Source organism: Fibrobacter sp., assembly GCF_045131395.1.
Classification (GTDB): Bacteria; Fibrobacterota; Fibrobacteria; order Fibrobacterales; family Fibrobacteraceae; genus Fibrobacter.
This window is the reverse complement of sequence record NZ_JBGUQY010000005.1, coordinates 42,610-67,686: the sequence shown is the minus strand read 5'-3', so window position 1 is coordinate 67,686 and position 25,077 is coordinate 42,610. Positions and strand designations below refer to the sequence as shown.

Genomic DNA, 25,077 nt, shown 5'->3' with positions numbered 1-25,077 from the left:
AAAAAGGAATAGAATCATGGCAGAAGTTCAAGAAAAACTAGAATACGTTGGTTTTTGGGCTCGTGTTGGAGCAACAATAATTGACAGTATATTAATTCTGATTATCATATTCCCTATTCTCACAGCTTTTTACGGAACTGCGTATTGGGAGAGCGAAAACATAGTTGAAGGTCCAATGGATTTTCTATTAACTTATATTTTCCCGATGGTTGCAATAATTGCCTTTTGGCTTATGAAGCAAGCTACGCCAGGAAAGTTCGCTATTTCCGCTAAAATTGTTGACGCAAAAACAGGCGGCGAACCTTCTATTGGTCAATGCATCATCCGATATCTTGCGTATTTCTTATCAACCATACCGTTGTGTTTAGGTTTCATTTGGGTCGCATTCGATTCTAGAAAACAGGGATGGCACGATAAAATAGCAGGAACAGTCGTTGTTCGCCCAAAGAAAAGAGACTCCGAAGTAAAATTTGAATAAAGAAAACACAGATGTATAAACCATAGGAAATTCTAATGGGAAAGAAATTTCGTACACATGTCCAAGGAGAATCTCTCCAAAAGAAAATCGATGCCGACTACGAGAAATATTTCACCATTTGGGGAATGTTTATTGCATTCTTTGTTTTAACTCTATATGTTTGGCTTTTCTATTTCAAAGTATGGGAAATAACTATGGCCATGGCCATAACATTTTCCATAGTTACAAGTATAATTTTCATTTACGGCATTCGTAAGTCCATCAAATTATTAAGGCACATCCGTAATTGCTATAAAGGAATGGAAGGCGAAAGGCTCGTCGGAGAAATGCTGAACAAATTGAGCAACGACTCCATTAGAGTTTTCCACGACATATGCGGAGATTGTTTCAATGTAGACCATCTTATTATTAGTACCAAAGGCATTTTCACTATTGAGACCAAACATTACGACCGAAAGAAGGGATATAAGTTCTTATTTCAAAACGGCAAATTAATGTTTAACGGACATCAATGCGCAACACTTTTAAACCAAATGGACGGTGAAGCCAATTTCATTCATGAAAAATTGAACGCACTTTGTGGACGCGACTACCCCATTCAGAAAGTAGCGATTATCATCGGCGCTTACATTGAAAACCCTCAAAATGAATTTTCCAATTATTGGATTTTAAATGAAAATAGTTTCCCAAAGTTTTTTGCAAATACAAAAGAATGTCTTACCATTGACGAAGTCCGCTCAATAGCAAACCAGATCACAGAATGGATAAAAGTCTCCGTTGATTAACCATTTTGATCCGAAGCAGCACATCAATCCGCAAGAACTTTAATCAATTCTTTCTTATTCGCGCCCAAGGCAAAGAACATCTTAATCATCAATTCTAGAGAAACACTGGAATCAGCATGTTCCACTTTCGCATACCGCGATTGACTAGTCTTTGCCAAAATCGCAGCAGAGACCTGCGTTTCACCACAAGCCTTTCGTTTTTCGACCAAAGCCTTCGCCAAAGCGACTTTCATTTCAACAATCGCCATTTCAGCCGGACTCAGCCCTAGGTATTCATCAATATCACCGACTTTCCAGCCTTTCTTCTGTAGCTTTTCTTTTTTCGCCTTTTCCATATACAACTCCTTAACAAAATATATATCAGATTTGACATAAAGTCAAGAGGCAAATACTTTTCTATCTTTCCCTTCGGAGTGTTCAGCATGAAAAGCCTTATCATTTATATTCACGGGAAAGGCGGCAACGCAGACGAAGCGCTGCATTATAAAAGCCTGTTCCCTGATTGCGACGTCATCGGTTTTGATTACAAGTCAAACACCCCTTGGGACGCAAAGAAAGAATTCTCCGACTATTTCAATTCTGTCGCAAACGGCTACGACGAAGTCTGCCTCATCGCCAACAGCATCGGCGCATTCTTTTCGATGAACGCGCTCAGCCAAAAGCCCTTCAAAAAGGCCTACTTTATCTCGCCCATGGTCAACTTGGAAAAGCTGATTTGCAACATGATGATGTGGGCTGGCATCTCCGAAGACACCCTCCGCGAAAAGAAAGAAATCGCCACGGATTTCGGCGAAACCCTATCGTGGGAATACCTTTGCTACGTACGCGAAAATTCCATCGAGTGGAAAATCCCGACGCAGATTCTTTACGGTTCAACGGACAACCTAACGTCCTTGGAAACCATGCAGGAATTCGCGAACAAGGTCGGGGCAACCATAACCGTGATGAACGGCGGCGAGCACTGGTTCCATACGGACGAACAAATGCAGTTTTTAGACCGCTGGATAACCTCTAATAGATAAAAAAAGGGGTATTTCCCCGTTTTTTCGATTTGGCGCTCTTACAGAGCGCCGATAGTACGGCTCAGCCATGCTAAAGCAACAAATTGCTTTGTCGCGGCATTCGCCTTTTACTATCTTTACGCCCGTATTTTATTGTACAGTAAAAAACAAGGGATTTATCCCACAGGAAAACACTATGAAAAAGATCAAGTTCCAGGATACCTCGTTCCGCGATGGTTTCCAATCTATTTTCGGTGCTCGTGTCTTCGCTAAGGACTTTATGCCCGCTGTCGAAGCTGCCTGCAAGGCCGGCATCACCCACTTTGAAGCTGGTGGCGGCGCCCGTTTCCAGGCCCTTTACCAGAACTGCGGTGAAGACGCATTCGACATGATGGACGAATTCCGCCGCGTGGTGGGCCCGAACGTCCGTCTGCAGACCCTCGCCCGCGGTATCAACGTGGTGGCCCTCGCCCCGCAGCCGCGCGATATGATCAAGCTCCATGCCGACATGTTCAAGAAGCACGGCATGACCCGTATTCGTAACTTCGACGCACTCAACGACGTCAACAACCTCATTTACTCCGGTAAGTGCATTCACGACGCAGGACTTGAACACGAAGTCGTCGTGACCATGATGGAACTTCCTCCGGGATGCGACCTCAACGCCGCCCACAACCCGGAATTCTACGAACGCATTCTCCGCAGCATCCTGGACGCAGGTGTTCCGTTCGCCTCCGTCTGCTTCAAGGACGCTTCCGGTACCACGAACCCGACCAAGGTTTATGAAACCTTCAAGCGCGCCCGTAAGCTCCTCGGCGACAATGTGGAACTCCGCATTCATAGCCATGACACTTGCGGTACCGGTGTGGCCCAGTACAAGGCTGCTATCGAAGGTGGCGCTGATGGCGTCGACCTCGGCCGCAAGCCGCTTTCCGGCGGTACGGCTCAGCCCGACCTGTTCTCCATGTTCCACGCCCTCAAGGGTACGGACTACAAGCTCGCCCTCGGTGAAGACAGCATCGTCGATGATCACATTCCGGAACTCATGGAAGCCAACAACGTCGCCGTTGAATGCCTCAAGGACTACAACTTCCCGCCTGAAGCTCGTCAGATCACTACCGACGTGATCTTCAGCCCCATGCCGGGTGGCGCTCTTACCGCCAACACCCTCATGATGCGTGAAACCAAGACCTTCCACCTGTTCCCGAAGGTTATCGAGAACATGAGTGAATGCGTCCGCCGCGGTGGCTTTGCTTCTTCCGTGACGCCGGTTTCTCAGTTCTACTTCCAGCAGGCTTACATGAACACCCTGAACCAGGCTGCCGGTCGCGGTACTTGGTTCAAGATGACCGAAGGCTACGGCAAGATGCTCCTCGGTTACCAGGGCAAGACTCCTTGCGAACCGGATCCGGAACTCGTGAAGATCGCTGCCGACCAGTTCAACATGAAGCCGTTCAAGGAAGCCTATCCGGGCGTCCAGTGCGCAGAAGAAATTCTCGAACCGGGCATTCCGAAGGCCAAGGCTCTCCTCGAAGAAAATGGTCTGCCGGTTACCGACGAAACCATCTTCATCACGGGCTGCCTCCAGACGAAGGCTGGCAACAAGGGTATCGAATTCCTCAAGGGCAACCGCCACATTGGCGTGCCGAAGAAGGACCCGAATGCTGCTCCGGCAGTGGACACCAAGAACATGAAGGCCGGCGCTGCAAGCACCTACCGTATCGCTCTTGGCAACCAGAGCTGGGACGTGCAGGTTCAGACCCTCAAGTAATTTGTTCAAAACAAATTAAGAAGAGCCTCCGGCAAATCGCCGGGGCTCTTTTTTCATGTCAACAGACGCAGTTTCTTGCCATCCCGGGCTTGCCCCGGCGGACAGCACATGGCAACTTGTTGCCTAGTGCGCATGGCCACCTTTAGGCGGAATCTAGAACACGAATTCTTTTCCCGCGAACAAGGTCATCTCCATCAAGTTCCCGTAGGCTGCCCCGCCGAAGAATCCGGTCGGGTGAGTATAGGTCCACTTGATAGACGACACCCAATTGTTGAATCCGCCCTTGTTCAAGACATTCATCTCGGCAACCAGGTTTCCATATTGGCCATGGCACCCTAGGTACGAGCCAAGCCATACGGAAGAAACAACACCGAATCCGCTCTCATTGTCAAGATTGTCGACAAGGCCGGCTTCATCCAGCTTTTCACGCATGTCGTCATAATCGGAACCGCCCTGGAACAGCTGAACGCCCGCACCGGCTCCGACAATCGCATAGCCAAAGCTCAAGTCGACGCCCACAAGGAGTCGTTGTTGGCCATTCCAGAAACTATAGCTTTCCGAGCCTTCATCAGATTCTAGCCAATCGATATACTTTTTGTCAACCGGACTGTTTTTATCGCAGTCGCTGTCCCTATCGCAGCCAAACCGAAGCGAACCGCCCAATGCCGCAACAGCTACATTCATAAACAATGGTGAATACACTCCACCCAAGCGGTAGGTCACACTCACGTTTCCGCCACCCGCATTCAAGTCCTCCACATTGTAGGCATCACCGGTATGTCCATAAAAACCGGACGCAGCCACCGAAACTTCCTGGGAAGTACTGTCAGGAGAACTGCGGTGCATGAGTGGAGCAGACATCAACGTAGCCCCCATTGAACGGGCATTCGGTTGGAGACATCCCGTAAGCGCCAACGACATGGCTGCCAACAGAATCAATTCTTTCTTCATATCATTACTCCTAAAAAGCGGTATGACCAACTCATACCGCAAAAATACGATTATCTTGTAGAAAAAGGAAACTATTTTGCCAAAATTCTGTACACAAGACACTTTTCATTGCCTCCAAGGCTCCTGAACACCAGCCTAGAGACGATCTTTCGATGATTATGGGATACTCCCGTGTTTATAATGTCTGAAATAGGGACCTCCTTTATAAGGAACTGTCCGTCAAACACCGGATTTTCGCTCAACAGCTGCATCGATGTCGCATAGGAATCAAAATAAATACCCGTGCCTTGGCAAGTTCCGGGCCAATAGTAGACACGCAACTTGGTGTAAGAATCTGCACTTTTTTCTCCATCCAGGTCCAGATAAACACCGCCATTGATGTTCCTGTAATCCAGGGCCATGCCAGAGCCCAGCGCATCCGTATAAGGAGTCGCAGACGTCGAAGAGGTCCAAGGAACAAACGTATTACGGATATTGGGGTACAGGTTTTCTTGAAGGGTATCGAACTTCTTGTTCGTATTTTCAACGGTTTTCGTCATCACCGGCTTAGAAACGGTCACATTGCCGCCATCCGAATTGAGCACCAAACGGATCCAGCGATAGCTTTTAAGCGCCCCCTCGCCTGCAGGGAACTTCCAATGGAGATGATTGTTCTTACCGTCTACCGTAACCGGAATTTCCTGCAGCTGCAACTGGCCTGCACCGGACTTGGACTTCATCAGGAGAAGTTCAGCCTTCATCCAATTTCCATTGGACTTGTTAACCTTAATGTCCACCTGGAAATCAGAGCCTTCCGGCAGCTGTTCACCATAGTCGAAAACAGCCACCTTATGCCAACCCGCCGGCACATCGAAAGTCACGTTTTTGCTCTGTTCAGTAGCATCCGCCTTATAGTCGTAGCGACCGTAGGCAAAATACTTCTTTTGGACATAGCCGTCCTTTCTCAAGAATTTCGGCATTTTCGTCTGGTCCATGCAATTGGTTCCCGGTGTAAAATACCAGGAAAGATTTTCATTGCGGAACCCCTTTCTAGAATCATCGTAGTCATAATTGGCCAATTCACAAAGAACTCGCCACATGTCAACCTGCAAACCGCCCACAATCAAGGAATCCGATTTAAGCGTCTTGGCCGCCGGCAATTCAATATGCCTACCGCTAATGGATTCCTTGTAACGCGGGTGAGTCGCATCTACGGCATAAGCTGCATTGGCAGAACTCTTGGAACCTGGATTAGTAAACGGGAAACCGGATTGGCTCTGCGTAAAAGCGCAATTGTCCGTCATGGCGAGTTTTCCATTACAATTCAAGTCCATGGCGCTTGCCGTCGGAATAAAGGTACTGTTCTTTTGCATCAGGGTGTCTTCGTCCCAACCCGTGGAAAGGTCTATCGGAATAAAAGCAATCTTTTCAGTCATGCCATTAGGCATGGCATCAAGCATCCCTTCTCGCAAGCCATTGTACATGGTTTCGGCAAAAGGATAGGTACTCCCCTGAACAAAGTCATACGTTGCGGCGCCACTGGGCTTTTCTTCTTCAATATCTCCAGGGAACTGATACACCCTATTCTTGGCTATTTCCTTTTTGCCGTCGGCATAGGAATAGAGCATGCTTTCGGCTCGGCCAAATATAGAGCCGTATTTTTTAGCATACCTATTCAACTTAAAATAGGTGTTCGAATGCGTCGGACTTTTACCCTTTAGCTGTCCCTGGGCCACAAGTACCGACGGAAATCCTTTATATTCAGCAGACTTGCGGTATTCGCCAAAAAGGAATCGCTTTGTAGACGTATCGACTTCGTACGTGTACTTTTTGCACTTTGAATCTTCACACTTTTTCTGGTGCAGCAACAGGCCGCTTGCACCCGGACCGTCAATCAAGTCCTTAAAGGCTTCCGCATCGGCAGAGCCACCTTCCTCGGCCCAGAAATTAATCGTATAGTACAGAGATAGCGGCATAATCGCTCCCTGGTGCGGAGAATCCAAGGATGCATACAGACGGATGGGGGCATCGGTCTTCTTATTGCGCTTGCTATCGTACAAGTACGATGCATAGCGCCCCAGAATACCGCCCTGGCTCACGCCCAACACCACAATGCCATCGGTCAGCTTGTTTTCAAAACCGAAAAGTGCATTCGAGTTCATAATCCGCAAAATTGAGGCCAGCGTCTTCGCATTCTCTTGCAAGGACATCTTCACCGTCTCCGCAAACTGTACAAGAATCGGCGTATAGCCCAATTCTACAAGCGGATCAACGATACCGAAGCGTTCCACTTCTTCTTCCAGATCCCCCAAAGAACGAGCCTCGTCCGTGCCAAGGTAAATACCGTCTATAATCAAGAACGGGCGAACCAGATTGAATCCAAGCCTTTGGGATTCGTCTATCTGGGGATTCAATACCCTGAGACGGGCCTTACCCTGTACAGGGGAGCAACTCTTGCCTGTCGCATCCACATACGCCAAAGAATTCCTAACCACCGTTACAATGCACAAGTTTTCTGCATTCTGTTCCTTTCCCTTAGAAAAGAACATATCCGTATGTTCCCTTGCAGCAGAAACCGACGCGCCCACCAACAGTGCCAAGAAAAATGACAGATATTTCATTACTTCACCTCCACATATAAAGTCTGGTTAATGTTTACGCCACCTTCAAAAAGCCGAATGTTTATGGGTTGAACCCCAGCCGATTCAAACTCAACCAGCAATTCAGATTTCGGCTCGAGAGTCTGCCATTTCTTATTTGCAAAGATCTCAACCTTGGGTAGAACATCCCTGTTTGTGGAAACAAAATAGGGATCATAGAAAATCTTTAACAGGGACCCGTTCACACTTGCCGACGGGAGCCCCGCCTGCAAGATTCTTGCATTCACCAGCTGCGCGCTATTGCATGCGCTGTCGTTACACATACGGTAGGCGTAGTCCACATTGCCAATCAACAGGGGCATTTCCCGCTTATCCATTTCGGCGGCAGCCTCCCCCGCCTCGTAAAACAGACCCTTCGGATTGGCAATAACGCTATCCCGCAGGCGGTTCCTGTCAACAAGATACATGTTGCGGAACCAACCATTCCGGGACTTTTGCGGAGTCAAGTCTGTCCGGCCCGTAAACGCTTCAATCTGGCGATGTTCATTTTCGCTCAGAACAAAGTCGACCTGTGTAGAAGCCGCCATCTTGCGTCGCATTTCTTCGGAATAGGCCGCAGAAGTCATAGCCGTAGGCGTCTCCAGGAACTTGCCGTTTCTATGCGATGCCTTAGGGTTCAAATCGCTGTAGGGGTACCGCTCTTCTTCAACAGAGGAAATTTGACCTGACGTGGCACAGCTAAAAGAAACGTCGTCAACAAGGAGCGTCGTATACTGGCGGGCAGGAACGTCAAAGAGGCCGATACCGATTTTTTCAACCGTTTTCGCGGACCCGCCGACAAGTTCTTCTACCGGCACTTTCAGCGAATAGGTCTTGTTGGCTTCAAGATCAAAGAACTTGGCAGCGCTATTGCCGAACGTTCCTGCGAGCCAAATACCGAACTTGCCTTTCTGCGTAGTGCGCACCTTGAAAGCTAGGTTCCCGCCCTGGACGGTTACCGGCATCTTGTTCAGGACCAGCATACCCGTCCAGTCCCCCGCCTTGTCCTTCATGCCAGACCATCGGATATAAGGCGGGGTAAGCGCCTCCATTTCGCCCGGGACATTTCCGCCCTGTTGAAATTCTCCCCAGTTGGCGCTCCATTCCGGCGCTTCCGGGAACGTCATGCCAGCAGTTTCCATTTTACCTGCTTCGCCATTTTTATACAGCGAAACATCGTTACATACCTGTGCAAAGCTCGAAAGGGACAATACGGTCCCGATCAAGGCTGCACACCTTGACATCCTACTTTTCATAGGACCTCCAAATTAAATGATGTTTATGATGCTCCCTAGCGTTCGCCAGGCAGGATATAAAAAGCCATATAAAAACAGAAGCGCAAAACAGATAAAAAAATACACCTGTGGTTAACAGATGTATCTAAAAACTATTTATTGCTCCGCGGGGAATTATAGATAATGATATTTTTCTTGTAAAGACAACCCGCAAGATTTTCTGAAGAAAGTGTATACAGCGTTTACACGGAATCCTTTTTCAACACAATCTTCAATTCCGTCTTATAGGCATCGCCCTCTACGCCAGCCTTATACTGGTAGCGCCCGCTATACATAAGTTCCAGGCGTTTCTTGAAAGTAGAAAGTCCAAGGCCGCTAGCATTCGGCTTCGCCTTGCGCGGAAAGTTGCTGTTCTCGCTCACAAAGCTAAGCTCATCGCCCTTTTGCACAATCCTGATATGAGCAAAACTTTTTCCGTCGGGGTTCACGCAATGCTTCATGGCGTTTTCCATCAGGGGCATCATCAACAAGGGTTCCACCTGGCAATCAGGATTTTCAAGTTCGTATTCAAACTTGAAGTCGAAGGAATCGTCATGTCTCAGCTTTTCAAGTTCCGCATACTTTTCCAGAATGCCCACTTCTTCCTTAAGCGAAATATACTTGTCGCTGGTCTGGTAAAGCATCACGCGAATCAGTTGCGAAAGTTTTGTCATGCTGGTTTCCGCAAGGTCGGGGTCTATGCGGATCAAACTGGTAATATTGTTCAAGGTGTTGAACAAAAAGTGCGATGAAAGCTGGTTCTTCAAGAATTTAAGTTCGTATTCCAATGTCGAACGTTTCTTTTCGCGCAAGATAAACGCCCTGATAATCAGCCTCGTGAACATTGAAATCAAAATGCACACAAAGCAGATTAGCGCAAGCACTATCACAAACACCAGCACCGTCCAAACAGAAAAATGCCCACGCACGGCCCCAGCACTAAAGCAATAGTTGCTAAAGAACTCAACGATACCTTCGCCCGCCTTGCGCTGAATCAAGAAATAAAAAACTTCGCGACCAAGCAACGAAATAAATAGCAACAGGGCGTTACCGAAAAAGAACACCACGTAGCGTTTTCTAAAAAAGCACTTAGGAACAAGGTAACGCTGGTTCACTAAGAATGTCAAGAAAGTTGCCAAAAGCGGCAAATAGTAAGTAGCAAGGTTGATAAATGACACCTGCGTCATCGGATATGTCGGATCAAGCAACAATATCAGCGGGAATAACAAAACAAACATCCAAATCAGGATCATCAACGCAATAGTCGGAATCGGATACTGGACATCGTTCTCGTCGCCCATGATTTCGATCAATTCCCGCTCATTTTTTTCAAATTGGGCCTCCTGCAACTCCGCAAAACGTTCATAATTGCGGCGTAAAAAGGCCCTAAAAGCGGATTTTGCATATTTAGTTGTCATGATTTTCCTCTCGCAGACACAAAAATAGGTCTTATTTTGGCAAAAAAAAGGGGTTTATGACAAAAACGTGACAAAAGTCGGGTTTTCCTTGACGAAATTCATAAACAACTTTTGCGAACTAAAGCTTAATCTGTGACACTTCAAATTGAAAATGGAGGTAGATTTACGGATGTAAACGAAACAACAAGCAACGAGGATGATATGATTAAGAATACACACGTTCGTGATGACAGGGATGTTTATTTCCAGTACCTGAACGATATTTCTAAATATCCGCTGCTTACCAAGGAACAGGAAAAGGTTGTTCTCGCCAAAGTCCGCGAAGGCAGCCGCGAAGCCATGGACCTGCTGGTCAAAAGCAACCTCCGCTTTGTAGTGAACATTGCAAACCTTTACAAGGGTCAGGGCATCGACGTGAACGAGCTCATCAACGAAGGCAATATGGGCCTTATCGAAGCCGCTCGCCGCTTTGACCACTCCCAGAAAATCAAGTTTATCAGCTACGCAGTCTGGTGGGTTCGCCAGAACATCACCCGCGCCATCGCTGAACGCGGCCGTTTGGTCCGCATCAGCGCAGAAAAGGAATTGATTCTCCGTCGCTTCGCCAAAAAGGGTGGCCAAATGCACCAGGTTGTGGGCGGTGGCCTTATGCTCGACCCCAAGAGCCTCGAAGGCGTCAGCAAGTACAAAGCCGACGACATCGAAAAGATCTTGATGATGGGCAACAAGTCTACCTCTTTGGACACCCCTGTTGGCGAAGATGGCGACATGACTCTCGGCGACACCATTGCGGCCAAGGAATTCCGCACCGACGAACTCGCCGAAAAGAACAACCGCACCAAGCTTTTTGACAAGGCGATGAACAATAGCCTTTCCGCTCAGGAAAAGGAAATCATCAAGCTCTATTTCGGCTTCAAGATGGATTCCGACCTGAACCTGAAAGAAATCGCCCCCATGGTCGGCCTTTCCAAGGAACGCACCCGCCAGCTCAAGGATTCCGCTCTTGAAAAGCTCCGGAATGAACAGCTCGCCCGCGTTCTGAACGACGCCGCCTAATTTTGACCTTTTTTTCTCTCTCTCCTTATAATTAAAAAAACCGGTCTTTTTGACCGGTTTTTTCCGTTTTTGGCGTCCCGGCAAACAAATGAAATTGTATTTTTAAGGCATGAATTTCAATACGCTGAATTTTCGAACCCTCCTTGTAGCCGGTCTTTCGGCTCTTTGCATCACTACGAGCCCCTTTGCGGCAAATGACAAGAAAGATCCTCCTGGCGACTTCTACAACGAAGTTTCCCGCCTGAACAAGGTGCTGTCTGAAGTCAACCGCAAGTATGTGGAAGACGTGAACCCCACGGAGCTCACCGATGCAGCCTTGAACGGCATCCGTAACATCTTGGACCCCCATACCACGGTATTCTCGCCCAAGGACTACGAAAGCCTCAAGGTCTCCATGGAAGGTAAGTTCGGCGGCGTAGGCATTACCATTAGCCTCCGCGACAACATTTTGACCGTCATTTCCCCCTTGTCCGGCACCCCGGCCTTCCGTCTGGGCATCCGCGCCGGTGACCGCATCCGCAAAATCGACGGCAAGGACACCAAGGGCTTAAGCCTCGACGAAGCCGTGAACAAGCTCCGCGGCAAGATCGGCACCGACGTGACCGTTTCCATTGAACGCGAAGGCGTGCCCGACCTGATGGACTTCACCATTACCCGTGCCGAAATCATTGTGCACGCCGTGCCCTACTACGGCATGGTTTCCAAGGATATCGGCTACATCAAGCTCGCCACCTTTAGCGACAAGACCACCAGCGACGTGGAAAACGCCCTCAAGGTTCTGCAGAAGAGGGGCATGAAGAAGATTATTCTCGACATGCGCTACAACCCGGGTGGACTTCTGAACCAGGCTATTGAAATCAGCGAATTGTTCCTGAAACAGGGCAACCTGATCGTGAGCACCCGCGGTCGCACCCAAAAGACCGAAAGTCACGCCCGCAAGAACGGCATCGTAAAGCCGGACGTTCCCATGGTGGTTCTTTTGAACCAGGGTTCTGCCAGCGCCGCCGAAATTGTATCTGGCGCACTCCAGGACTGGGACCGCGCCCTGATTATCGGCAAGACCTCCTTCGGTAAGGGTTCCGTGCAAACGATTTTCCCGCTGGACAACCAGGGCAACGCCCTCAAGCTCACCACGGCATTCTACTACCTGCCCTTCGGCCGCTGCATCAACAAGCCCGAAAACGGCATCAAGGGCCTTAAGCTCATGGAAGAAGAATACGCCGCCGAAGAGGGCGACGAAAAGGCCGATTCCACCAAGAAGGACACCGCCAAGGTCGACACCTTCTACACCAACAACGGACGCATGATGTTCGGTAGTGGCGGCATTTCCCCAGACGTAGAAGTTGAACTCGCCCCCATGCCCTGGGTGGTGCAAGTGCAGGAACGCATGGCCATGTACTTCAAGTTCGCCGTCAAGATTCGCCCGGATCTAGAAAAGAACAACGTGAAGATTGACCCCAACTGGGAAGTTCCCGACAGCCTGTTTACGCAGTTCCGCGACTTCTGCATGAAGGACACGAACTTCACCAAGATCAAGAGCAACGCTCTGGTAGGCGTGGACCAGCTTGAAAAGAGCATTATCCGCGAACAGAACTACATGGGCGACAGCGCAAAGACCGTAAGCGATTCTGCCCTGGCCAAGCGCCTCGAAGAAATGCGCAAGACCCTTGAAAACAACCGCAACGCCCAGTTCGACGAGAACAAGCAGTACATCAAGGACGGCATCAAGCGCGAACTCTTGACCGCCTTCATCAACGATTCCGTCAGTACCGCCTTCTCCTTGAAGCAGGACAAGCAGCTGAACGAAGCCATCAAGTACCTGAGCGACATGAACCTTTACAAGAAGGCCATCAGCGCACCGGACAAGAAGGCATCCAAGAAGTCCAACAAGGATTCCAAGAAGAAGTAGGCGTCCTTGATTACCGTCATGAACAGAATTGCAGAAAGTCTGGGTAGATTCAACCGGAAATTTCTGCATACCGTAGTAAGCTACCTCCACTTTGTCTGGCAGCTTTTCAAGAGTATTCCGGGCGCCTTCAGCAACTTCCACACCACTGTAGAACAGATGCAGCATGTGGGGCTCACCAGTATTCCCGTGGTGGTGGCCGCCTCCCTTGCTACAGGCGCCATTATGGCATGGCAGCTCGCCTACCAGTTTGCAGACATCATCCCCTTGATGTTTGTGGGAATGGCCGTGGGTAAGTCCGTGATGGTGGAACTCTGCCCCATTCTTACCGCAATGGTGCTTGCAGGACGAATTGGAGCCTCCATGTGTTCGGAACTGGGCACCATGGCCGTTACCGAGCAGCTTGATGCATACAAAGTATTAGGACTTAGTCCCTACAAGTTTCTGCTTGCCCCCCGTCTGATAGCGACAATCATCATGCTTCCGACCCTTACGATCATCAGTATCTTTATCGGTATCGTAGGTGGTTACGAAGTGGCGCACCTTTACAAGGACGTTTCCTTCGCCGTATTCTTCTACGGAGTGCGCATGTTCTACCAGAACTGGGACTTGGTGGTGGGCCTTATCAAGGCAACCCTTTACGGCTACTTTATCGCAAGTTACGCCTGCTACTTTGGCTTTACCACCCATAGCGGCGCCGAAGGCGTAGGTAAGAGCACCAAGGCCACTGTGGTGGCCGGCATGACAAGCATCCTGATTGGCGGCTTCGTGCTTTCCAAGTTGCTGTTGCTTTAATGAACAACCCCAATCACAAAAAGCGCGGGAAGCCCGTTTGTGGCAAGGATCCCGAAGACATCAGCGTGCTTTTGCAGATGGTCCTGGACAAGTCCCATATTACCGACGAAATGGCCCTCGAGAAGCTGTCCGAAGGCCTCGAAACTATAGTGGGACCGCTGGTAAAACCCCATGTGCAAATAGCCAAATTCGACAAGAATATTTTGACGCTAAAGTGCGATAGTTCCGCATGGAAACAGGAACTTTTCCTGCAAAAAAAAGCTATTATTGACAAGTGTAATTTATTGCTCGGGAAGCCCTCTGTAAAGAACATTCTTTTCATTTAAAAGCATGTCAAAAAGGCTCCCGGACATCAAGAATTTAGAAGAAGAAAACAAGGTAAAAAATGGCAGAAGAATCTGAAGAAATGAAAAAGGCCGAAGAAGACTATAGCGGTTCTAGCATTACCGTTTTGGAAGGCCTCGAAGCCGTGCGTGTTCGCCCGGCAATGTACATCGGTTCAACAGACATCCGCGGTCTCCACCACCTGGTATGGGAAGTGGTGGACAACTCCGTGGACGAAGCCTTGGCCGGCTTCTGCTCTCACATTGAAATCGCCATTTTGCCGGGTAACGGTATCCGCGTCACCGATAACGGCCGCGGCATTCCGACAGATATTCACCCCAAGGAAAAGGTGGGTACCATCCAGGTCGTGATGACCAAGCTCCACGCCGGTGGTAAGTTCAACAACAGCTCCTACAAGGTCTCTGCCGGTTTGCACGGCGTGGGCGTGAGCTGCGTGAACGCACTTTCCAACAAGCTGGTTGTTACCGTGCGCCGTAACGGCCGCGTGGTGCAGCAGGAATTTTCTAGAGGCGTTCCCTGCGGTCCGCAGGTAGACTTGGGCGAAAGCGACGGCACCACCGGTACATCCGTTGAATTCTATCCGGATGACACCATCTTTAGCGAAACCGTTTACGTGTACGACACGCTGGCCACCCGTTTCCGCGAACTAGCCTTCCTCATGAGCGGTCTTCGCCTGACTCTTACCGACGAACGCGATCCCGAAAACAAGCAGACCGATACGTTCTGCTATCCGGGTGGTGTGTCTGAATTCGTGCGCTACGTGGACGAACACCGCACCAAGCTGTTCCAGGACCCGATCCACCTGGTGCTCCCCGAAGGCCAGTATCCGCTGGAAGTAGCCATGTGGTACAACGACGGCTACCAGGAAAACTTCTTTAGCTTCGTGAACAACGTGAACACCTACGATGGCGGTACTCACGTGACGGGCTTCAAGACGGCCCTCACCCGCGTCATCAGCAAGTTCGCGCAAGAAATGCCCAAGGGCAAGAAAGACATTACCATTACCGCCGACGATATTCGCGAAGGCTTGACCGCAGTGATTGCCATTAAGGTCTCGCAGCCGCAGTTCGAAGGCCAGACCAAGCGCAAGCTGGGCAACTCCGAAATCGCAGGCTATGTCGCCTCCGCCTTCGGTGCCAAGCTGGAAGAATACTTCCAGGAAAACCCGGCTGCCGTCAAGATTATTCTGGACAAGGTTTACAACGCCGCCGTGGCCCGCGAAGCGGCCCACAAGGCACGCACCCTCGCCCGCCGCAAGAACGTTCTCGAAAGCGGCGGCCTGCCGGGCAAGCTCGCCGACTGCTCCAGCCGCGACCCGAAGGAATGCGAACTGTTCATCGTGGAAGGTGACTCTGCAGGTGGTTCTGCAAAGATGGGCCGTAACCGTGAATTCCAGGCCATTCTCCCCTTGCGCGGTAAGATTTTGAACGTGGAAAAGGCAAGCCTCCACCGCGTGCTGGACACCGAAGAAATCCAGAACCTGGTGAACGCCATCGGTTGCGGTCTCGGCACCGAATGCAAGCTCGAAAAGCTCCGCTACAACAAGATCGTCATCATGACCGATGCTGATGTGGACGGTTCCCATATTCAGACTTTGCTTCTCACCTTCTTCTTCCGCTACATGCGTCCGCTCATTGACGAAGGCCACGTGTTCCTCGCCATGCCGCCTCTGTTCAAGCTGAAGGTCGGCACCAAGGAAACCTACTTGTTCGACGAAAAGGACAAGGACGAAGCCATGGCCAAGCTGGAAGACAAGAAGAACGTGACGGTGAGCCGATTCAAAGGTCTTGGCGAAATGTCGCCGGAACAGCTTTCCGAAACCACCATGGATCCGTCCAAGCGTTTCCTCAAGCAGTGCTACGTGGAAGACGCCGTGGCTGCCGACCAGATCTTCAGCATGCTCATGGGTGAAGACGTGGAACCGCGCCGCAAGTTCATCGAATCTAACGCCTACAAGGTCTTGAACGACCTGGATATCTAACGGTGATTATTTAATGGCTCCGACCAAGGCAGAATTTCAGACCGTGCTGACTCAGGCACGAGCACTCGTCCAAGAACAGTTGGAACTCACCGAAAAGGTTATTTTCGGAGTAGCTAAGAACGCCCCCGCCGGCATTGGCGAACGACTGGAAACCCTGTTCCAGCGCAAGGGAAAACGCATCCGTTCCACCCTTCTTTGCCTGATTGCACAAAGCGGTGCACAAAAGCCCGAACCTCTGCGCGTAGCTCACGCTTGTGCAGGCATCGAACTTTTGCACCTGGCAAGCCTTGTGCACGACGACATCATCGACGGCACAGACATTCGCCGCGGACAAAAAACCGCCCATAAGGAATGGGGCACGCAAGTGGCCGTGTTGATTGGCGACTACGTTCTTTCGCAGGCCATGCAATGCGTCATTGACGAAGAGTCTCACGATATTCCCACCATCCTTTCCAAGGCCGCAGACAAATTAATCGCCGGCGAAATCCTGGAGCTGGACCAATCCGGAAACATGCGTCTTTCGTTCGAAGAATACGACCGCATTATCGATGGCAAGACCGCAGCCCTGATTGCAGGCGCCGCCCGCATCGGAGCCATTCTCGCCGGATTCGACAAAAAGCTTATCGACAGCTGCGCCCAGATGGGAAGCCACTTCGGCATCGCCTTCCAGATTGTGGATGACCTCTTGGATTACGGCTTCGGCAGCAAGAACCTGGACAAGGCCAAGTTTACCGATTTGGGCAACGGCCTGATTACGCTCCCGCTTCTCTATTACTTCGATAGCAGCAACGCACAGGAACGCGCCGATATGGAATCGCTTATCGCTCAAGCGGACCAGGCCGGAGTGCCAGAAAAGATTATCGAAAAGCTAAACGCAAAAGACGCTTTCAAGAAGGCCAAGGCCAGCGCCCAGGACCATATTGAAAAGGCTCTCGAAATTGCACAAAGTCTCCCCGGTTCCCTCTTTACCGAAGAAATCATCCAGATGTTTTCTTCCATGGATAGCCGCGGGAACTAGTCCCGAAAAGCGCACGACTTGCCAATGGGCGTAAAATAAGTTATATTGCGCCTACATCCTGGGGATATAGCTCAGTTGGTAGAGCGACAGGTTCGCAATCTGTAGGTCATGGGTTCGACTCCCACTATCTCCATAAGAAGACCGGAACATCTTCCGGCCTTTTTATATTTCCCACTTAATACCGGCTTTAAGTTCAGAAAGCAATGTATTCCTGGGATATATTCCCAAGTAATAAATCGGCAAATCATAACGTTTATAAATCTGCTCTACACCCAAATAAACTGTAACCATACTGGGTTTCCAATAAGCCGTCACTCCCCAAGAGGCGTTGAATTTATTCATGCTTTCGTAATCTTCATCTGGGCCATCCAGCACAAATCCATAAAACATATTCAACTTGGCTTCAAGCGTTATATTGCGTTTGAACTTGTAGGACACCCTGGAACGAATGGTTGGGCCAAGCCATTTTGCATAATACCTAGGCACAGCGACATCCACCGAAGATTCCGTATTTTGAGAAGCCCCCTGTTGGGCCCAATACATGGAATCAATCTTTCCGATATTCCAGCCATAGCATTCGGACCCGTAGGCTTCCAGACATGCAGCCATAGGATTTTGACCATTCCATCCCCAATTCATCGGATAGTTACCAGGATAATCGAAGTTTTCTTCTTCGTTCTCTTCCGCGTCTTCAAGAGCCTTTTTATAGGCCGAAAGATAGCCCACATAATCGACTACAGAATCGGCTTCAAAGCGAGCTCCCACGTAGACAGATCCATTAAACCCATAGGGTTCAGTCCTATGCCAGGCTCCATACAAGGCAAAAGAGAGAGGTCCATCGGGATCATAATAGCCCCAGGCAGCGGCGCCAAGCCTCTGTTTTTCGAACCTGTAGAAATCCCGTTCCACCCAGGCGAAAAAGTCTGAATAAACATGAGCCCCCTCAACCACCTTTATGTCAGCCCCCACATCAAGCATCAGGGACCGCCCTACCAACGAATACTCCAAGCCTAGGGAAACATCCCAGTCGTTAGTATCCAGCGCAGGCATATCTTTATTTGAAATAAAAAGGTCACCCGAGAATCCAATCCCGAAAGAGTGAATCCAGTCGTCCGTAGAATAGTCGATAAAGGGCGTTAACGAAAAGAAGAGGCCGCCCCCATTTTCGCTAACATCGTTTACACTACCAAATTCGCTATAATGCAGACTATAAAAGCTTAAATCACCTAAAAAACGAAGGGACCAAGGACTTTTTATAACCGCAGTGGAGCCCAAGGCCTTATTGTATTCATCAATGATTTCGCGAATTTCTTGAGTATAGGGGCCAGGAATTTCAACCGCTTCTTCGAAGGCGGCCAAGGCGGCAGACACATCGCCAGCTTCTTCGGCCTTCATGGCGCGATAGTACACAGATTCTTGCGTCTCGGCAAAAAGCAAAGACGAAAGCATCAATAGCACTATTGCAATGAAACGCATCTAGCGGTGAGGACGGTTCATCGGCATCTTTGGATTAGAAGCCGGACCCGGACCTTGAGGCATATCTCGCATGGGATTCATCTGATGAGACCCTGGCTGCTCATAAAATGGACGATGTTCGCGAGATTGATTTTTTGGGAATTCCCCCTCAAAGCGAGGCCTTTCGTCCCGTTTTTTCGAGACTTCCTGGCGAATATTTTTCTTCTCGGCAGCGGAACTGTTGCGCAAGTCCGTAAGAATTTGCTCTCGGGCTGCACGACGTTCTGCGCGCAATTTCTGCCAATCTGCGCTTTCCTTCGCACCAAGATTGGGCATTTCTCGCGAAATTTCCTTATTCTCGGCGGGGGTCGGGACAGATGACTCCGGACGCACAGAAGACGGAGCAGCGAAGCTAAGCGCTGCAGCCATCATGATTGTCGTTATGAGAGTAGCCTTTTTCATACTCAATCTCTTGCAAATTCCGTGCCAACCGTCCTTTTGGGCCTTTGCCGGCAAATTCTTGCCGGGCAGTACCCAAAATATATAAAACTATTTTTTAAAGTCTTCCTTTTTCATCCCTAAACGTTCCATGATTTCGCGGAGAACCTTGCGGTCGATCCCCAAAATCGTTGCAGCCAGCGTCAGGTTGGCATTGCTATCGGCCAAAGCACGACCAATGACCTCACGCTCCACGCATTCCCTTGCTTCTTTCAAGGTTCTCGGAGAATCCTTGAGCATCGCCTGGGCGTCGTCCAGTCCCAAATCCTTGGGCTGAATCACCCCATGCACCGCCTGAATCAAGGCCTTCTGGATTTTGTTTTCAAGTTCGCGGACATTGCCCGGCCAATGGTAACCAAGCATAGCCTTTTCTGCATTGCGGCTCAGGTGGTATTTGCCTCGGCCATATTCGGCCCCATAACGGGTCAAGAATTCTTCGGCCAAAAGAACCACATCCTGTCCACGGTCCCTCAAGGCAGGCATCACTACCGGCATCACCTGAATGCGGAAGTACAGATCTTCCCTAAAGCGTTTCGCCTTCACCGCTTCTTCCAGATCCACATGGGTTGCGCTGATGACTCGGACATTCACCGGGATTTCACGATTGTCGCCCACACGGGTAATATGCTTTTCTTGCAGCACGCGCAAAAGCTTTACCTGCATATTCATGGGCAGTTCGCCAATTTCGTCAAGGAAGATGGTTCCGCCATCAGCTTCTTCGAAAAATCCTTTGCGGGTTTCCAGCGCTCCCGTAAAAGAGCCCTTGGTATGCCCGAACAAAAGGGATTCCATCAGGTGTTCCGGAATGGCGCCACAGTTGACGGCGATAAAAGGTTTGTCAGCACGGGGGCTATGCCTGTGAATGTAGCGAGCAATGACTTCTTTACCGGTTCCCGTTTCGCCACGGATAATAACCGGCATGGGCAGCCCCGCTAATTTGTCCGCAAGAGCAATCAAGTCCGCCATGACCTTGCTGGAATACACAATGCCGTCTTTGCGAATTACATTCCTTAGTATATTCAAGGATTCCTTGTCACGCAAACGGTCAAAGGCGGCAAAAGCAAACTTCTCGCACACCATCACGAAGGAATCGAACAGGGCGCTGTCATCATCGGTAAACGGTTCTTCGCGGGCGGCTCGCTGCAAGTATAAGTAGCCGGCTTCACTTTCGGGCGTGCGGAAGGGCGACACCATAATGCTAGTGAGCTGGTTCTGCACAATGGATTTCGAAAGGTCTGCAGAATCGTCATCCAGCTGGTTCCAAACCACCGCCTTCTTTTCAAGTTTAGCCTGTTTTACGGCCGAGATAGAAATACTCACATTTTCGGGATTGCTCAAATGAAGGGCGTTTTCGCCACCGGTATCAAGAACGGCGGCATCGGCATGCAATACATTCTTGGCAACTTCCAGGATTTTCACAAAAAGAGATTCCGGCTGGACTTCGTCCAACAAGATTTTTACGACATCCAGCATCTTTTCTGTAGCCAGCATCGATTCAGACTTCATTCGAAACCTCTCAAATAACAAACTATTCCTGGGCTGGCGTAGGCAAATCCTTCAACATTTCAAGAGGGACTGTATCGGCAACGGATTTTGAGGATTTTTCAATTCCCGATTCTACCGATTCCAAGCTTCTTGATTTTTGAAGCAACAGATTTCCCGTTTCGTCGATGTCGGGACTTTTGGTTCCAACACAGACAAAAAACACCATTACGAATAATATAAGTCCAAAAAGGGCAAAAATGGCCATTTTCAATTTATTTTTTGCACTTTGCCCATCGCGTTTTTTGTATGGAAACGCCATTTTGAGGGATGTCGATTCCCCCGCCGGGAATTTTCGCCCCGTTTTTTCGTCAAACAAGCCCATGGCAAATTTTTGCAGGGCCGTCTGTGCGGTCACTTCGCCTACCCCCATGGAATCCAGAGCGATTTCCAAAAGTTCGTCCAGTTCGTCAAAATCTTCCACCCGATTCTCGGAATCGGAGCGCAAAAGGACTTTCCACAAAGACGAAAGGGCAGAAAGTTCAGACGCACTGCAGCAGTCCATTTCGTACAAACAAGATGAAACATCGATTGAATCTATGGCAAAGGCTTGGGCAGCAACTTCATTGTAGTCCTGCGAATCAAGCAAGTCCTGCCCCGCAACCCAGCGGAACAAAAGCATTCCCAGACTATAAAGATCACTTTTGGCACTGGCAGGCTTCCCCTGAAAACGTTCCGGCGCGGCGTAAGCCAAGGCTCCCGGCCCAACGATACCGCAATCAATCAGTACCGCCTGCAAATGCTGCCCGGACTTGCAGAGCATGACATTGGCAGGATTAATATCGCCATGATGGATATTTTCTTTATCCAACGAAACCAAAGTCTGCACCAGATTCCGAAGTAATTGCAACGCCACCGCCACAGGCATGGCAGGAACCTCTGCCGAGCAGACTCCATCAAGAAAATCATAAACCAGGTACGGCGTATTTTCGCGTACCCCGGATTCCCGAACACGGTACAATCCCGAAATATTCAAATGTTTGAGACGCTCTATAACCGAAGCATCATAGCGGAATCCTTCATGATACCATTTTAAGGCATAACGGTCTTCGCCACATCCAAGTTCGTAGACGTCAGCTTCGCCGCCACGGTGCAACAAGGCACAATCGCATGCCTTGTCCAGAATGCTTACCGTAGACTTTTCGCCTTTTACGCTCATAGTCTACCTGAAAGTACCATGGACTTCAAGGAATCTTCAGCCACCTGGGTCCAGTAAATCAGGGCGTTGTTCGTCGGGGCCTTCTGCAGGCCCGCAGACCAAGTATCCCAGGCCGATTCCACATCGCCTTCGTCCCAGTAAATATTACCCAAGTTAATGTATGCCGAAATGAATTGCGGTTCCCGCGTCACGATATGGATGAAAATATTCTTTGCGCTATTCAAGTCACCGGGGGCATTGCTCTGAGCGAGAATCAAGCCCTTCAAGTTATAGCTAAAATAGTTTAGGCTATCCAGTTGTATAGATTTATCCAATAGGGGAAGTACATTCGCAGACGCGTCGTGGTTCAAAGTGGCTCGGGCCAGGTAGAACAGGCACGTGGAATAATTGGCATCGATGTTTCCGCTGCTATCCAGGCCATAAAGAATATTGAATTCGCGGGCAGCACGACTCCAACGATCAAAGGATGAATCGTTGAAACGGTCCGCCTGCTCCGCCTCAGCATAATAAGAAAGGGCCAGCCCGTAACGGGCGTCGCGGTTGGCAGGTTCTACATCGAGGGCTTTAGAAAAATTGGCGATGGCGCGTTCATAGTCGCCAATGCGCAAGGCATCGTTACCACGCTTGATGTCATCCTTGACACAGGACATCAATAAAAACGCGAACAACACAATCGTTATATGGCAAACACGCCCAAGCATGACTTAAATATATATAAAAAAAAGACCTTGGCAAAAGCCAAGGCCCCTCAAATTCAAACAAGTAAGAAATTACTTGTCGAGTTCGCGCTGAGCAACAACGTTGCCTTCGGCGTCAAGAGCGCGGATGACGTTTTCGTCGCGCTGGAGAGTCATGACAGCCTTTTCGCCAGCAGCAGTGGTCATTTCGACAGTCATAGAACCGTCAGCATTCTTGACAGCGGCGATTTCGTTGCCCTGAGCGTCCTTTTCATAGTAGGAGTCGCCAGAAGCGAGCGGGTTGGAGCCAGTCCAGAATTCGACAGTGTTGAGAACCAGGAAGTCTACGAACATAGCGATACCGTAAACCGGGATCACGCACATGCCGAAGTGAACGATGGAGTTGAGCCACTTGTTACCAAGAGTGCCGTTCCATGCGAGCAGCTTGTTGAAGCATGCATACTTGCCATAGCAGCCGGAAAGAACGATCATGCCGGCGCAGAGAAGGGTAATGATACCTTTTTTCATTTTATTAACTCCTTAAGGGTTGATTATCGTTTTCTTACGACAAGAAAAATATAACTAAAAAATGATTGTTTGGTGAGATGACTTTAAAAATTTATCTTTTTTTGATTTTCGTCACAACGAGACACTTTTGTTTAGTTTTGTTTACTTTTTTAGGCCGTTTTTGCCTTTTTATTCCAGTTTGGACTATCTTTCAAGGGTTTCGTTGAGGTGTTTAATTTCACTTTTATCATTTTTTTGTTATTTTAACATTCGGATTGTCATGACGATTCGGATAAGAAAGGAGAAGTTCATGGGTACAATGATGAATAGAATTATGAATTCAATTCTGGCGTTGGCGCTTGCCTCGACAGCAGCCATAGCCGCCCCCAAACAAAAGCCCCTCACAGTTTGGATTATGCCCAACGGGGCCTCTCCGCAAGAAATCCTGGAAAAGAGACTTGAAATTTACACCAAGAAGACTGGCATTCGTACCAACGTCGTAGTGCTCGACTGGGGCGAAGCCTGGACCCGTATTTCCCAGGCCCTTGCCGGCCAGCAACCCGCACCGGACGTTTTGCAGCTCGGAACCACCTGGATTCCGTATTTCGCGTCTCGTAAAGAAATTAAGCCACTGAACAGCTACCTTACAAACATTCAGCCCGAAAGATTTGTACCTGTCAGCTGGAACACAACCCATATTGACGAAGACACGACCATCTACTCCGTTCCATGGTTTATCGATATCCGTGCAATCCTTGCAAACAAGCGCGTTCTTGCAGAACACGGCATTACCAAAGATTCTATCAAGACCTACGAAGGCTTCAAAAACGCCATTCGCAAGATCAACGACAAAGACGAAGTTCTTGAAGACGGCGCCCATGTAAGGGGCTACGCATTCCCAGGCCGGAGCGACTGGAACCTTCCTCACAACTTTGCCCCCTGGATTTGGAGCAACGGCGGTTCGTTCATCAAGAAAGACGCAGACGGCAAGTGGCATGCCAACATCCTTTCTGAAGAGACCCTTCTCGGCATTTCCAGTTACCTTCACTTCATTATGGATACGCTGGTCAGCCCCGAAGCCCTGCAAACCAACACTGCTCAAATTGCCCAGAGATTCAACAATGGCGAGCTCGCCTTTATTGTAAGCACTTCAGAAATTGTAATGCAGACGCGTTTCCACGGAAACATGGGTGGCCTTTCCAACGCCCGAATCGGTTCCGACAGCGTCATTGTGGTTCCCATTCCTAGGGGCAAGGTCGGAAGCGTCAGCTTTATCGGCGGTTCAAACCTCGCCATTCCGGCAAACAACAAACGCAAAGAAGCTCTTGACCTATTGCTCTTCTTGACCGAAGACGAAAACCTGGACGCCTACACCAAGCAGATTGGCCTGTTGCCGCCCTCTAGAAAGGTGTTGCAGACTTGGGCCGAAGACGAAGAATACCGCGTGTTGGTTCGCGCCCTTGAAACCGGTCGCGCCTACGTGGCCATTCCTGAATGGGGCGAACTGGAACAGCAACTCAACACCCTGTTCAGCGCCATTTGGGAACAGATGGAAATTCCGTCGCTCTATTCCGAAGACAAGCTGTACGAGATATTCAAGAATTTCACGGTGGAAATCGACAAAAAGTTGAACTACCCGACAACCAATATTATGACGGCAGCCGAATTCAAGGCCGCCTGGAACAAGATTAACGAAGAAAGCAAGCCTCAAGTAGAAGTCGCCAAGGAATCCACCAACGGAGCCATCGACAGCAACATGAAGAAGGCTCCCTTCGTATTCGTCGTCATGCTTGTCCTCGGGTTCTTGTTCGCCTTCCTCCGCAAGCGCAAGAAATAACAAGC

22 protein-coding genes and 1 tRNA gene are annotated in these 25,077 nt (G+C 49.4%); 12 read left to right on the top strand and 11 right to left on the bottom strand.

The window, feature by feature from the left end; all coding sequences use genetic code 11:
* The first annotated feature begins 16 nt into the window (after window positions 1–16).
* Both ACJMNB_RS03960 and ACJMNB_RS03955 read left to right on the top strand, forming a co-directional pair.
* On the top strand, window positions 17–478 hold the full coding sequence (locus ACJMNB_RS03960; protein ID WP_405339213.1) for an RDD family protein: 462 nt from the start codon (window positions 17–19) through the stop codon (window positions 476–478).
* A gap of 35 nt (window positions 479–513) precedes the next feature.
* Window positions 514–1,263: a nuclease-related domain-containing protein gene (locus ACJMNB_RS03955; protein ID WP_405339211.1), complete on the top strand. Its 750-nt coding sequence runs from the start codon at window positions 514–516 to the stop codon at window positions 1,261–1,263.
* A gap of 23 nt (window positions 1,264–1,286) precedes the next feature.
* On the opposite strand, the gene ACJMNB_RS03950 is transcribed toward ACJMNB_RS03955, so the two are convergent.
* Window positions 1,287–1,598, bottom strand: a complete 312-nt coding sequence (locus ACJMNB_RS03950; protein ID WP_405339209.1) for a transcriptional regulator — start codon at window positions 1,596–1,598, stop codon at window positions 1,287–1,289.
* Between the two features lie 87 nt (window positions 1,599–1,685).
* Between ACJMNB_RS03950 and ACJMNB_RS03945 the strand changes: the two genes are divergently transcribed.
* Window positions 1,686–2,285, top strand: coding sequence for an alpha/beta hydrolase (locus tag ACJMNB_RS03945; RefSeq protein ID WP_405339207.1), 600 nt, complete (start codon window positions 1,686–1,688; stop codon window positions 2,283–2,285).
* Between the two features lie 175 nt (window positions 2,286–2,460).
* Window positions 2,461–4,035, top strand: coding sequence for a biotin attachment protein (locus tag ACJMNB_RS03940; protein WP_405339205.1), 1,575 nt, complete (start codon window positions 2,461–2,463; stop codon window positions 4,033–4,035).
* A 153-nt stretch (window positions 4,036–4,188) separates the two neighbouring features.
* On the opposite strand, the gene ACJMNB_RS03935 is transcribed toward ACJMNB_RS03940, so the two are convergent.
* The 4 genes from ACJMNB_RS03935 to ACJMNB_RS03920 all read right to left on the bottom strand — a co-directional run bounded on the left by ACJMNB_RS03935 (window position 4,189) and on the right by ACJMNB_RS03920 (window position 10,296).
* A complete protein-coding gene (locus ACJMNB_RS03935) occupies window positions 4,189–4,986 on the bottom strand; it encodes a hypothetical protein (RefSeq protein WP_405339203.1) in 798 nt (265 codons plus the stop codon).
* 71 nt (window positions 4,987–5,057) lie between these two features.
* Window positions 5,058–7,586 (bottom strand): hypothetical protein, encoded by a 2,529-nt coding sequence (locus ACJMNB_RS03930; RefSeq protein WP_405339201.1) that lies wholly within the window; start codon window positions 7,584–7,586, stop codon window positions 5,058–5,060.
* The gene (locus tag ACJMNB_RS03925) at window positions 7,586–8,860 is read right to left on the bottom strand and encodes a hypothetical protein (RefSeq protein ID WP_405339199.1); all 1,275 of its coding nucleotides are present in this window, start codon (window positions 8,858–8,860) and stop codon (window positions 7,586–7,588) included. The genes ACJMNB_RS03930 and ACJMNB_RS03925 overlap by 1 nt, the downstream gene beginning before the upstream one ends.
* A 221-nt stretch (window positions 8,861–9,081) precedes the next feature.
* Window positions 9,082–10,296 carry a sensor histidine kinase gene (locus ACJMNB_RS03920; protein ID WP_405339197.1) on the bottom strand — a complete coding sequence of 405 codons (1,215 nt, stop codon included), beginning with the start codon at window positions 10,294–10,296 and terminating at the stop codon, window positions 9,082–9,084.
* Between the two features lie 201 nt (window positions 10,297–10,497).
* On the opposite strand from ACJMNB_RS03920, the gene ACJMNB_RS03915 reads away from it, so the two are divergent.
* The 7 genes from ACJMNB_RS03915 (at window position 10,498) to ACJMNB_RS03885 (ending at window position 17,530) form a co-directional block, all read left to right on the top strand.
* A complete protein-coding gene (locus ACJMNB_RS03915; RefSeq protein WP_405339195.1) occupies window positions 10,498–11,352 on the top strand; it encodes an RNA polymerase sigma factor RpoD/SigA in 855 nt (284 codons plus the stop codon).
* Window positions 11,353–11,461: 109 nt separating this feature from the next.
* Window positions 11,462–13,261 (top strand): S41 family peptidase, encoded by a 1,800-nt coding sequence (locus tag ACJMNB_RS03910; RefSeq protein ID WP_405339193.1) that lies wholly within the window; start codon window positions 11,462–11,464, stop codon window positions 13,259–13,261.
* A gap of 18 nt (window positions 13,262–13,279) precedes the next feature.
* A complete protein-coding gene (locus ACJMNB_RS03905; RefSeq protein ID WP_405339191.1) occupies window positions 13,280–14,053 on the top strand; it encodes an MlaE family ABC transporter permease in 774 nt (257 codons plus the stop codon).
* Window positions 14,053–14,379 (top strand): DUF721 domain-containing protein, encoded by a 327-nt coding sequence (locus tag ACJMNB_RS03900; RefSeq protein ID WP_405339189.1) that lies wholly within the window; start codon window positions 14,053–14,055, stop codon window positions 14,377–14,379. The genes ACJMNB_RS03905 and ACJMNB_RS03900 overlap by 1 nt, the downstream gene beginning before the upstream one ends.
* 59 nt (window positions 14,380–14,438) lie before the next feature.
* Window positions 14,439–16,379, top strand: a complete 1,941-nt coding sequence (gene gyrB / locus ACJMNB_RS03895) for a DNA topoisomerase (ATP-hydrolyzing) subunit B (protein ID WP_405339187.1) — start codon at window positions 14,439–14,441, stop codon at window positions 16,377–16,379.
* Between the two features lie 13 nt (window positions 16,380–16,392).
* A complete protein-coding gene (locus tag ACJMNB_RS03890) occupies window positions 16,393–17,397 on the top strand; it encodes a polyprenyl synthetase family protein (RefSeq protein WP_405339185.1) in 1,005 nt (334 codons plus the stop codon).
* A gap of 60 nt (window positions 17,398–17,457) precedes the next feature.
* Window positions 17,458–17,530, top strand: a tRNA-Ala gene (locus ACJMNB_RS03885).
* A gap of 29 nt (window positions 17,531–17,559) precedes the next feature.
* Here ACJMNB_RS03885 and ACJMNB_RS03880 read toward each other — a convergent pair.
* The 6 genes from ACJMNB_RS03880 to ACJMNB_RS03855 all read right to left on the bottom strand — a co-directional run bounded on the left by ACJMNB_RS03880 (window position 17,560) and on the right by ACJMNB_RS03855 (window position 23,256).
* The gene (locus ACJMNB_RS03880; RefSeq protein ID WP_405339183.1) at window positions 17,560–18,846 is read right to left on the bottom strand and encodes a hypothetical protein; all 1,287 of its coding nucleotides are present in this window, start codon (window positions 18,844–18,846) and stop codon (window positions 17,560–17,562) included.
* Window positions 18,847–18,873: 27 nt separating this feature from the next.
* Window positions 18,874–19,314 carry a hypothetical protein gene (locus ACJMNB_RS03875; RefSeq protein ID WP_405339181.1) on the bottom strand — a complete coding sequence of 147 codons (441 nt, stop codon included), beginning with the start codon at window positions 19,312–19,314 and terminating at the stop codon, window positions 18,874–18,876.
* Between the two features lie 87 nt (window positions 19,315–19,401).
* A complete protein-coding gene (locus ACJMNB_RS03870; RefSeq protein ID WP_405339179.1) occupies window positions 19,402–20,856 on the bottom strand; it encodes a sigma-54 interaction domain-containing protein in 1,455 nt (484 codons plus the stop codon).
* Window positions 20,857–20,878: 22 nt separating this feature from the next.
* Window positions 20,879–22,051, bottom strand: coding sequence for a serine/threonine protein kinase (locus ACJMNB_RS03865; RefSeq protein ID WP_405339177.1), 1,173 nt, complete (start codon window positions 22,049–22,051; stop codon window positions 20,879–20,881).
* A complete protein-coding gene (locus ACJMNB_RS03860) occupies window positions 22,048–22,752 on the bottom strand; it encodes a tetratricopeptide repeat protein (RefSeq protein WP_405339175.1) in 705 nt (234 codons plus the stop codon). The genes ACJMNB_RS03865 and ACJMNB_RS03860 overlap by 4 nt, the downstream gene beginning before the upstream one ends.
* Window positions 22,753–22,821: 69 nt before the next feature.
* The gene (locus ACJMNB_RS03855; RefSeq protein WP_405339173.1) at window positions 22,822–23,256 is read right to left on the bottom strand and encodes a DUF3332 family protein; all 435 of its coding nucleotides are present in this window, start codon (window positions 23,254–23,256) and stop codon (window positions 22,822–22,824) included.
* Between the two features lie 298 nt (window positions 23,257–23,554).
* Here ACJMNB_RS03855 and ACJMNB_RS03850 point away from each other — a divergent pair, with 298 nt between their 5' ends.
* A complete protein-coding gene (locus tag ACJMNB_RS03850) occupies window positions 23,555–25,072 on the top strand; it encodes an extracellular solute-binding protein (protein ID WP_405339171.1) in 1,518 nt (505 codons plus the stop codon).
* Window positions 25,073–25,077 lie beyond the last annotated feature (5 nt).

What these genes read in the sequence shown, in the direction of transcription:
- ACJMNB_RS03950 (WP_405339209.1), bottom strand. Translation starts at nt 1,598, where the DNA reads ATGGAAAAGGCGAAAAAAGAAAAGCTACAGAAGAAAGGCTGGAAAGTC.
- ACJMNB_RS03910 (WP_405339193.1), top strand. Translation starts at nt 11,462, where the DNA reads ATGAATTTCAATACGCTGAATTTTCGAACCCTCCTTGTAGCCGGTCTT.
- ACJMNB_RS03850 (WP_405339171.1), top strand. Translation starts at nt 23,555, where the DNA reads ATGATGAATAGAATTATGAATTCAATTCTGGCGTTGGCGCTTGCCTCG.
- ACJMNB_RS03920 (WP_405339197.1), bottom strand. Translation starts at nt 10,296, where the DNA reads ATGACAACTAAATATGCAAAATCCGCTTTTAGGGCCTTTTTACGCCGC.
- ACJMNB_RS03930 (WP_405339201.1), bottom strand. Translation starts at nt 7,586, where the DNA reads ATGAAATATCTGTCATTTTTCTTGGCACTGTTGGTGGGCGCGTCGGTT.
- gyrB (WP_405339187.1), top strand. Translation starts at nt 14,439, where the DNA reads ATGGCAGAAGAATCTGAAGAAATGAAAAAGGCCGAAGAAGACTATAGC.
- ACJMNB_RS03935 (WP_405339203.1), bottom strand. Translation starts at nt 4,986, where the DNA reads ATGAAGAAAGAATTGATTCTGTTGGCAGCCATGTCGTTGGCGCTTACG.
- ACJMNB_RS03960 (WP_405339213.1), top strand. Translation starts at nt 17, where the DNA reads ATGGCAGAAGTTCAAGAAAAACTAGAATACGTTGGTTTTTGGGCTCGT.
- ACJMNB_RS03870 (WP_405339179.1), bottom strand. Translation starts at nt 20,856, where the DNA reads ATGAAGTCTGAATCGATGCTGGCTACAGAAAAGATGCTGGATGTCGTA.
- ACJMNB_RS03855 (WP_405339173.1), bottom strand. Translation starts at nt 23,256, where the DNA reads ATGAAAAAAGGTATCATTACCCTTCTCTGCGCCGGCATGATCGTTCTT.
- ACJMNB_RS03905 (WP_405339191.1), top strand. Translation starts at nt 13,280, where the DNA reads ATGAACAGAATTGCAGAAAGTCTGGGTAGATTCAACCGGAAATTTCTG.
- ACJMNB_RS03940 (WP_405339205.1), top strand. Translation starts at nt 2,461, where the DNA reads ATGAAAAAGATCAAGTTCCAGGATACCTCGTTCCGCGATGGTTTCCAA.
- ACJMNB_RS03925 (WP_405339199.1), bottom strand. Translation starts at nt 8,860, where the DNA reads ATGAAAAGTAGGATGTCAAGGTGTGCAGCCTTGATCGGGACCGTATTG.
- ACJMNB_RS03955 (WP_405339211.1), top strand. Translation starts at nt 514, where the DNA reads ATGGGAAAGAAATTTCGTACACATGTCCAAGGAGAATCTCTCCAAAAG.
- ACJMNB_RS03945 (WP_405339207.1), top strand. Translation starts at nt 1,686, where the DNA reads ATGAAAAGCCTTATCATTTATATTCACGGGAAAGGCGGCAACGCAGAC.
- ACJMNB_RS03860 (WP_405339175.1), bottom strand. Translation starts at nt 22,752, where the DNA reads ATGCTTGGGCGTGTTTGCCATATAACGATTGTGTTGTTCGCGTTTTTA.
- ACJMNB_RS03880 (WP_405339183.1), bottom strand. Translation starts at nt 18,846, where the DNA reads ATGCTTTCGTCTTTGCTTTTTGCCGAGACGCAAGAATCTGTGTACTAT.
- ACJMNB_RS03900 (WP_405339189.1), top strand. Translation starts at nt 14,053, where the DNA reads ATGAACAACCCCAATCACAAAAAGCGCGGGAAGCCCGTTTGTGGCAAG.
- ACJMNB_RS03865 (WP_405339177.1), bottom strand. Translation starts at nt 22,051, where the DNA reads ATGAGCGTAAAAGGCGAAAAGTCTACGGTAAGCATTCTGGACAAGGCA.
- ACJMNB_RS03875 (WP_405339181.1), bottom strand. Translation starts at nt 19,314, where the DNA reads ATGAAAAAGGCTACTCTCATAACGACAATCATGATGGCTGCAGCGCTT.
- ACJMNB_RS03915 (WP_405339195.1), top strand. Translation starts at nt 10,498, where the DNA reads ATGATTAAGAATACACACGTTCGTGATGACAGGGATGTTTATTTCCAG.
- ACJMNB_RS03890 (WP_405339185.1), top strand. Translation starts at nt 16,393, where the DNA reads ATGGCTCCGACCAAGGCAGAATTTCAGACCGTGCTGACTCAGGCACGA.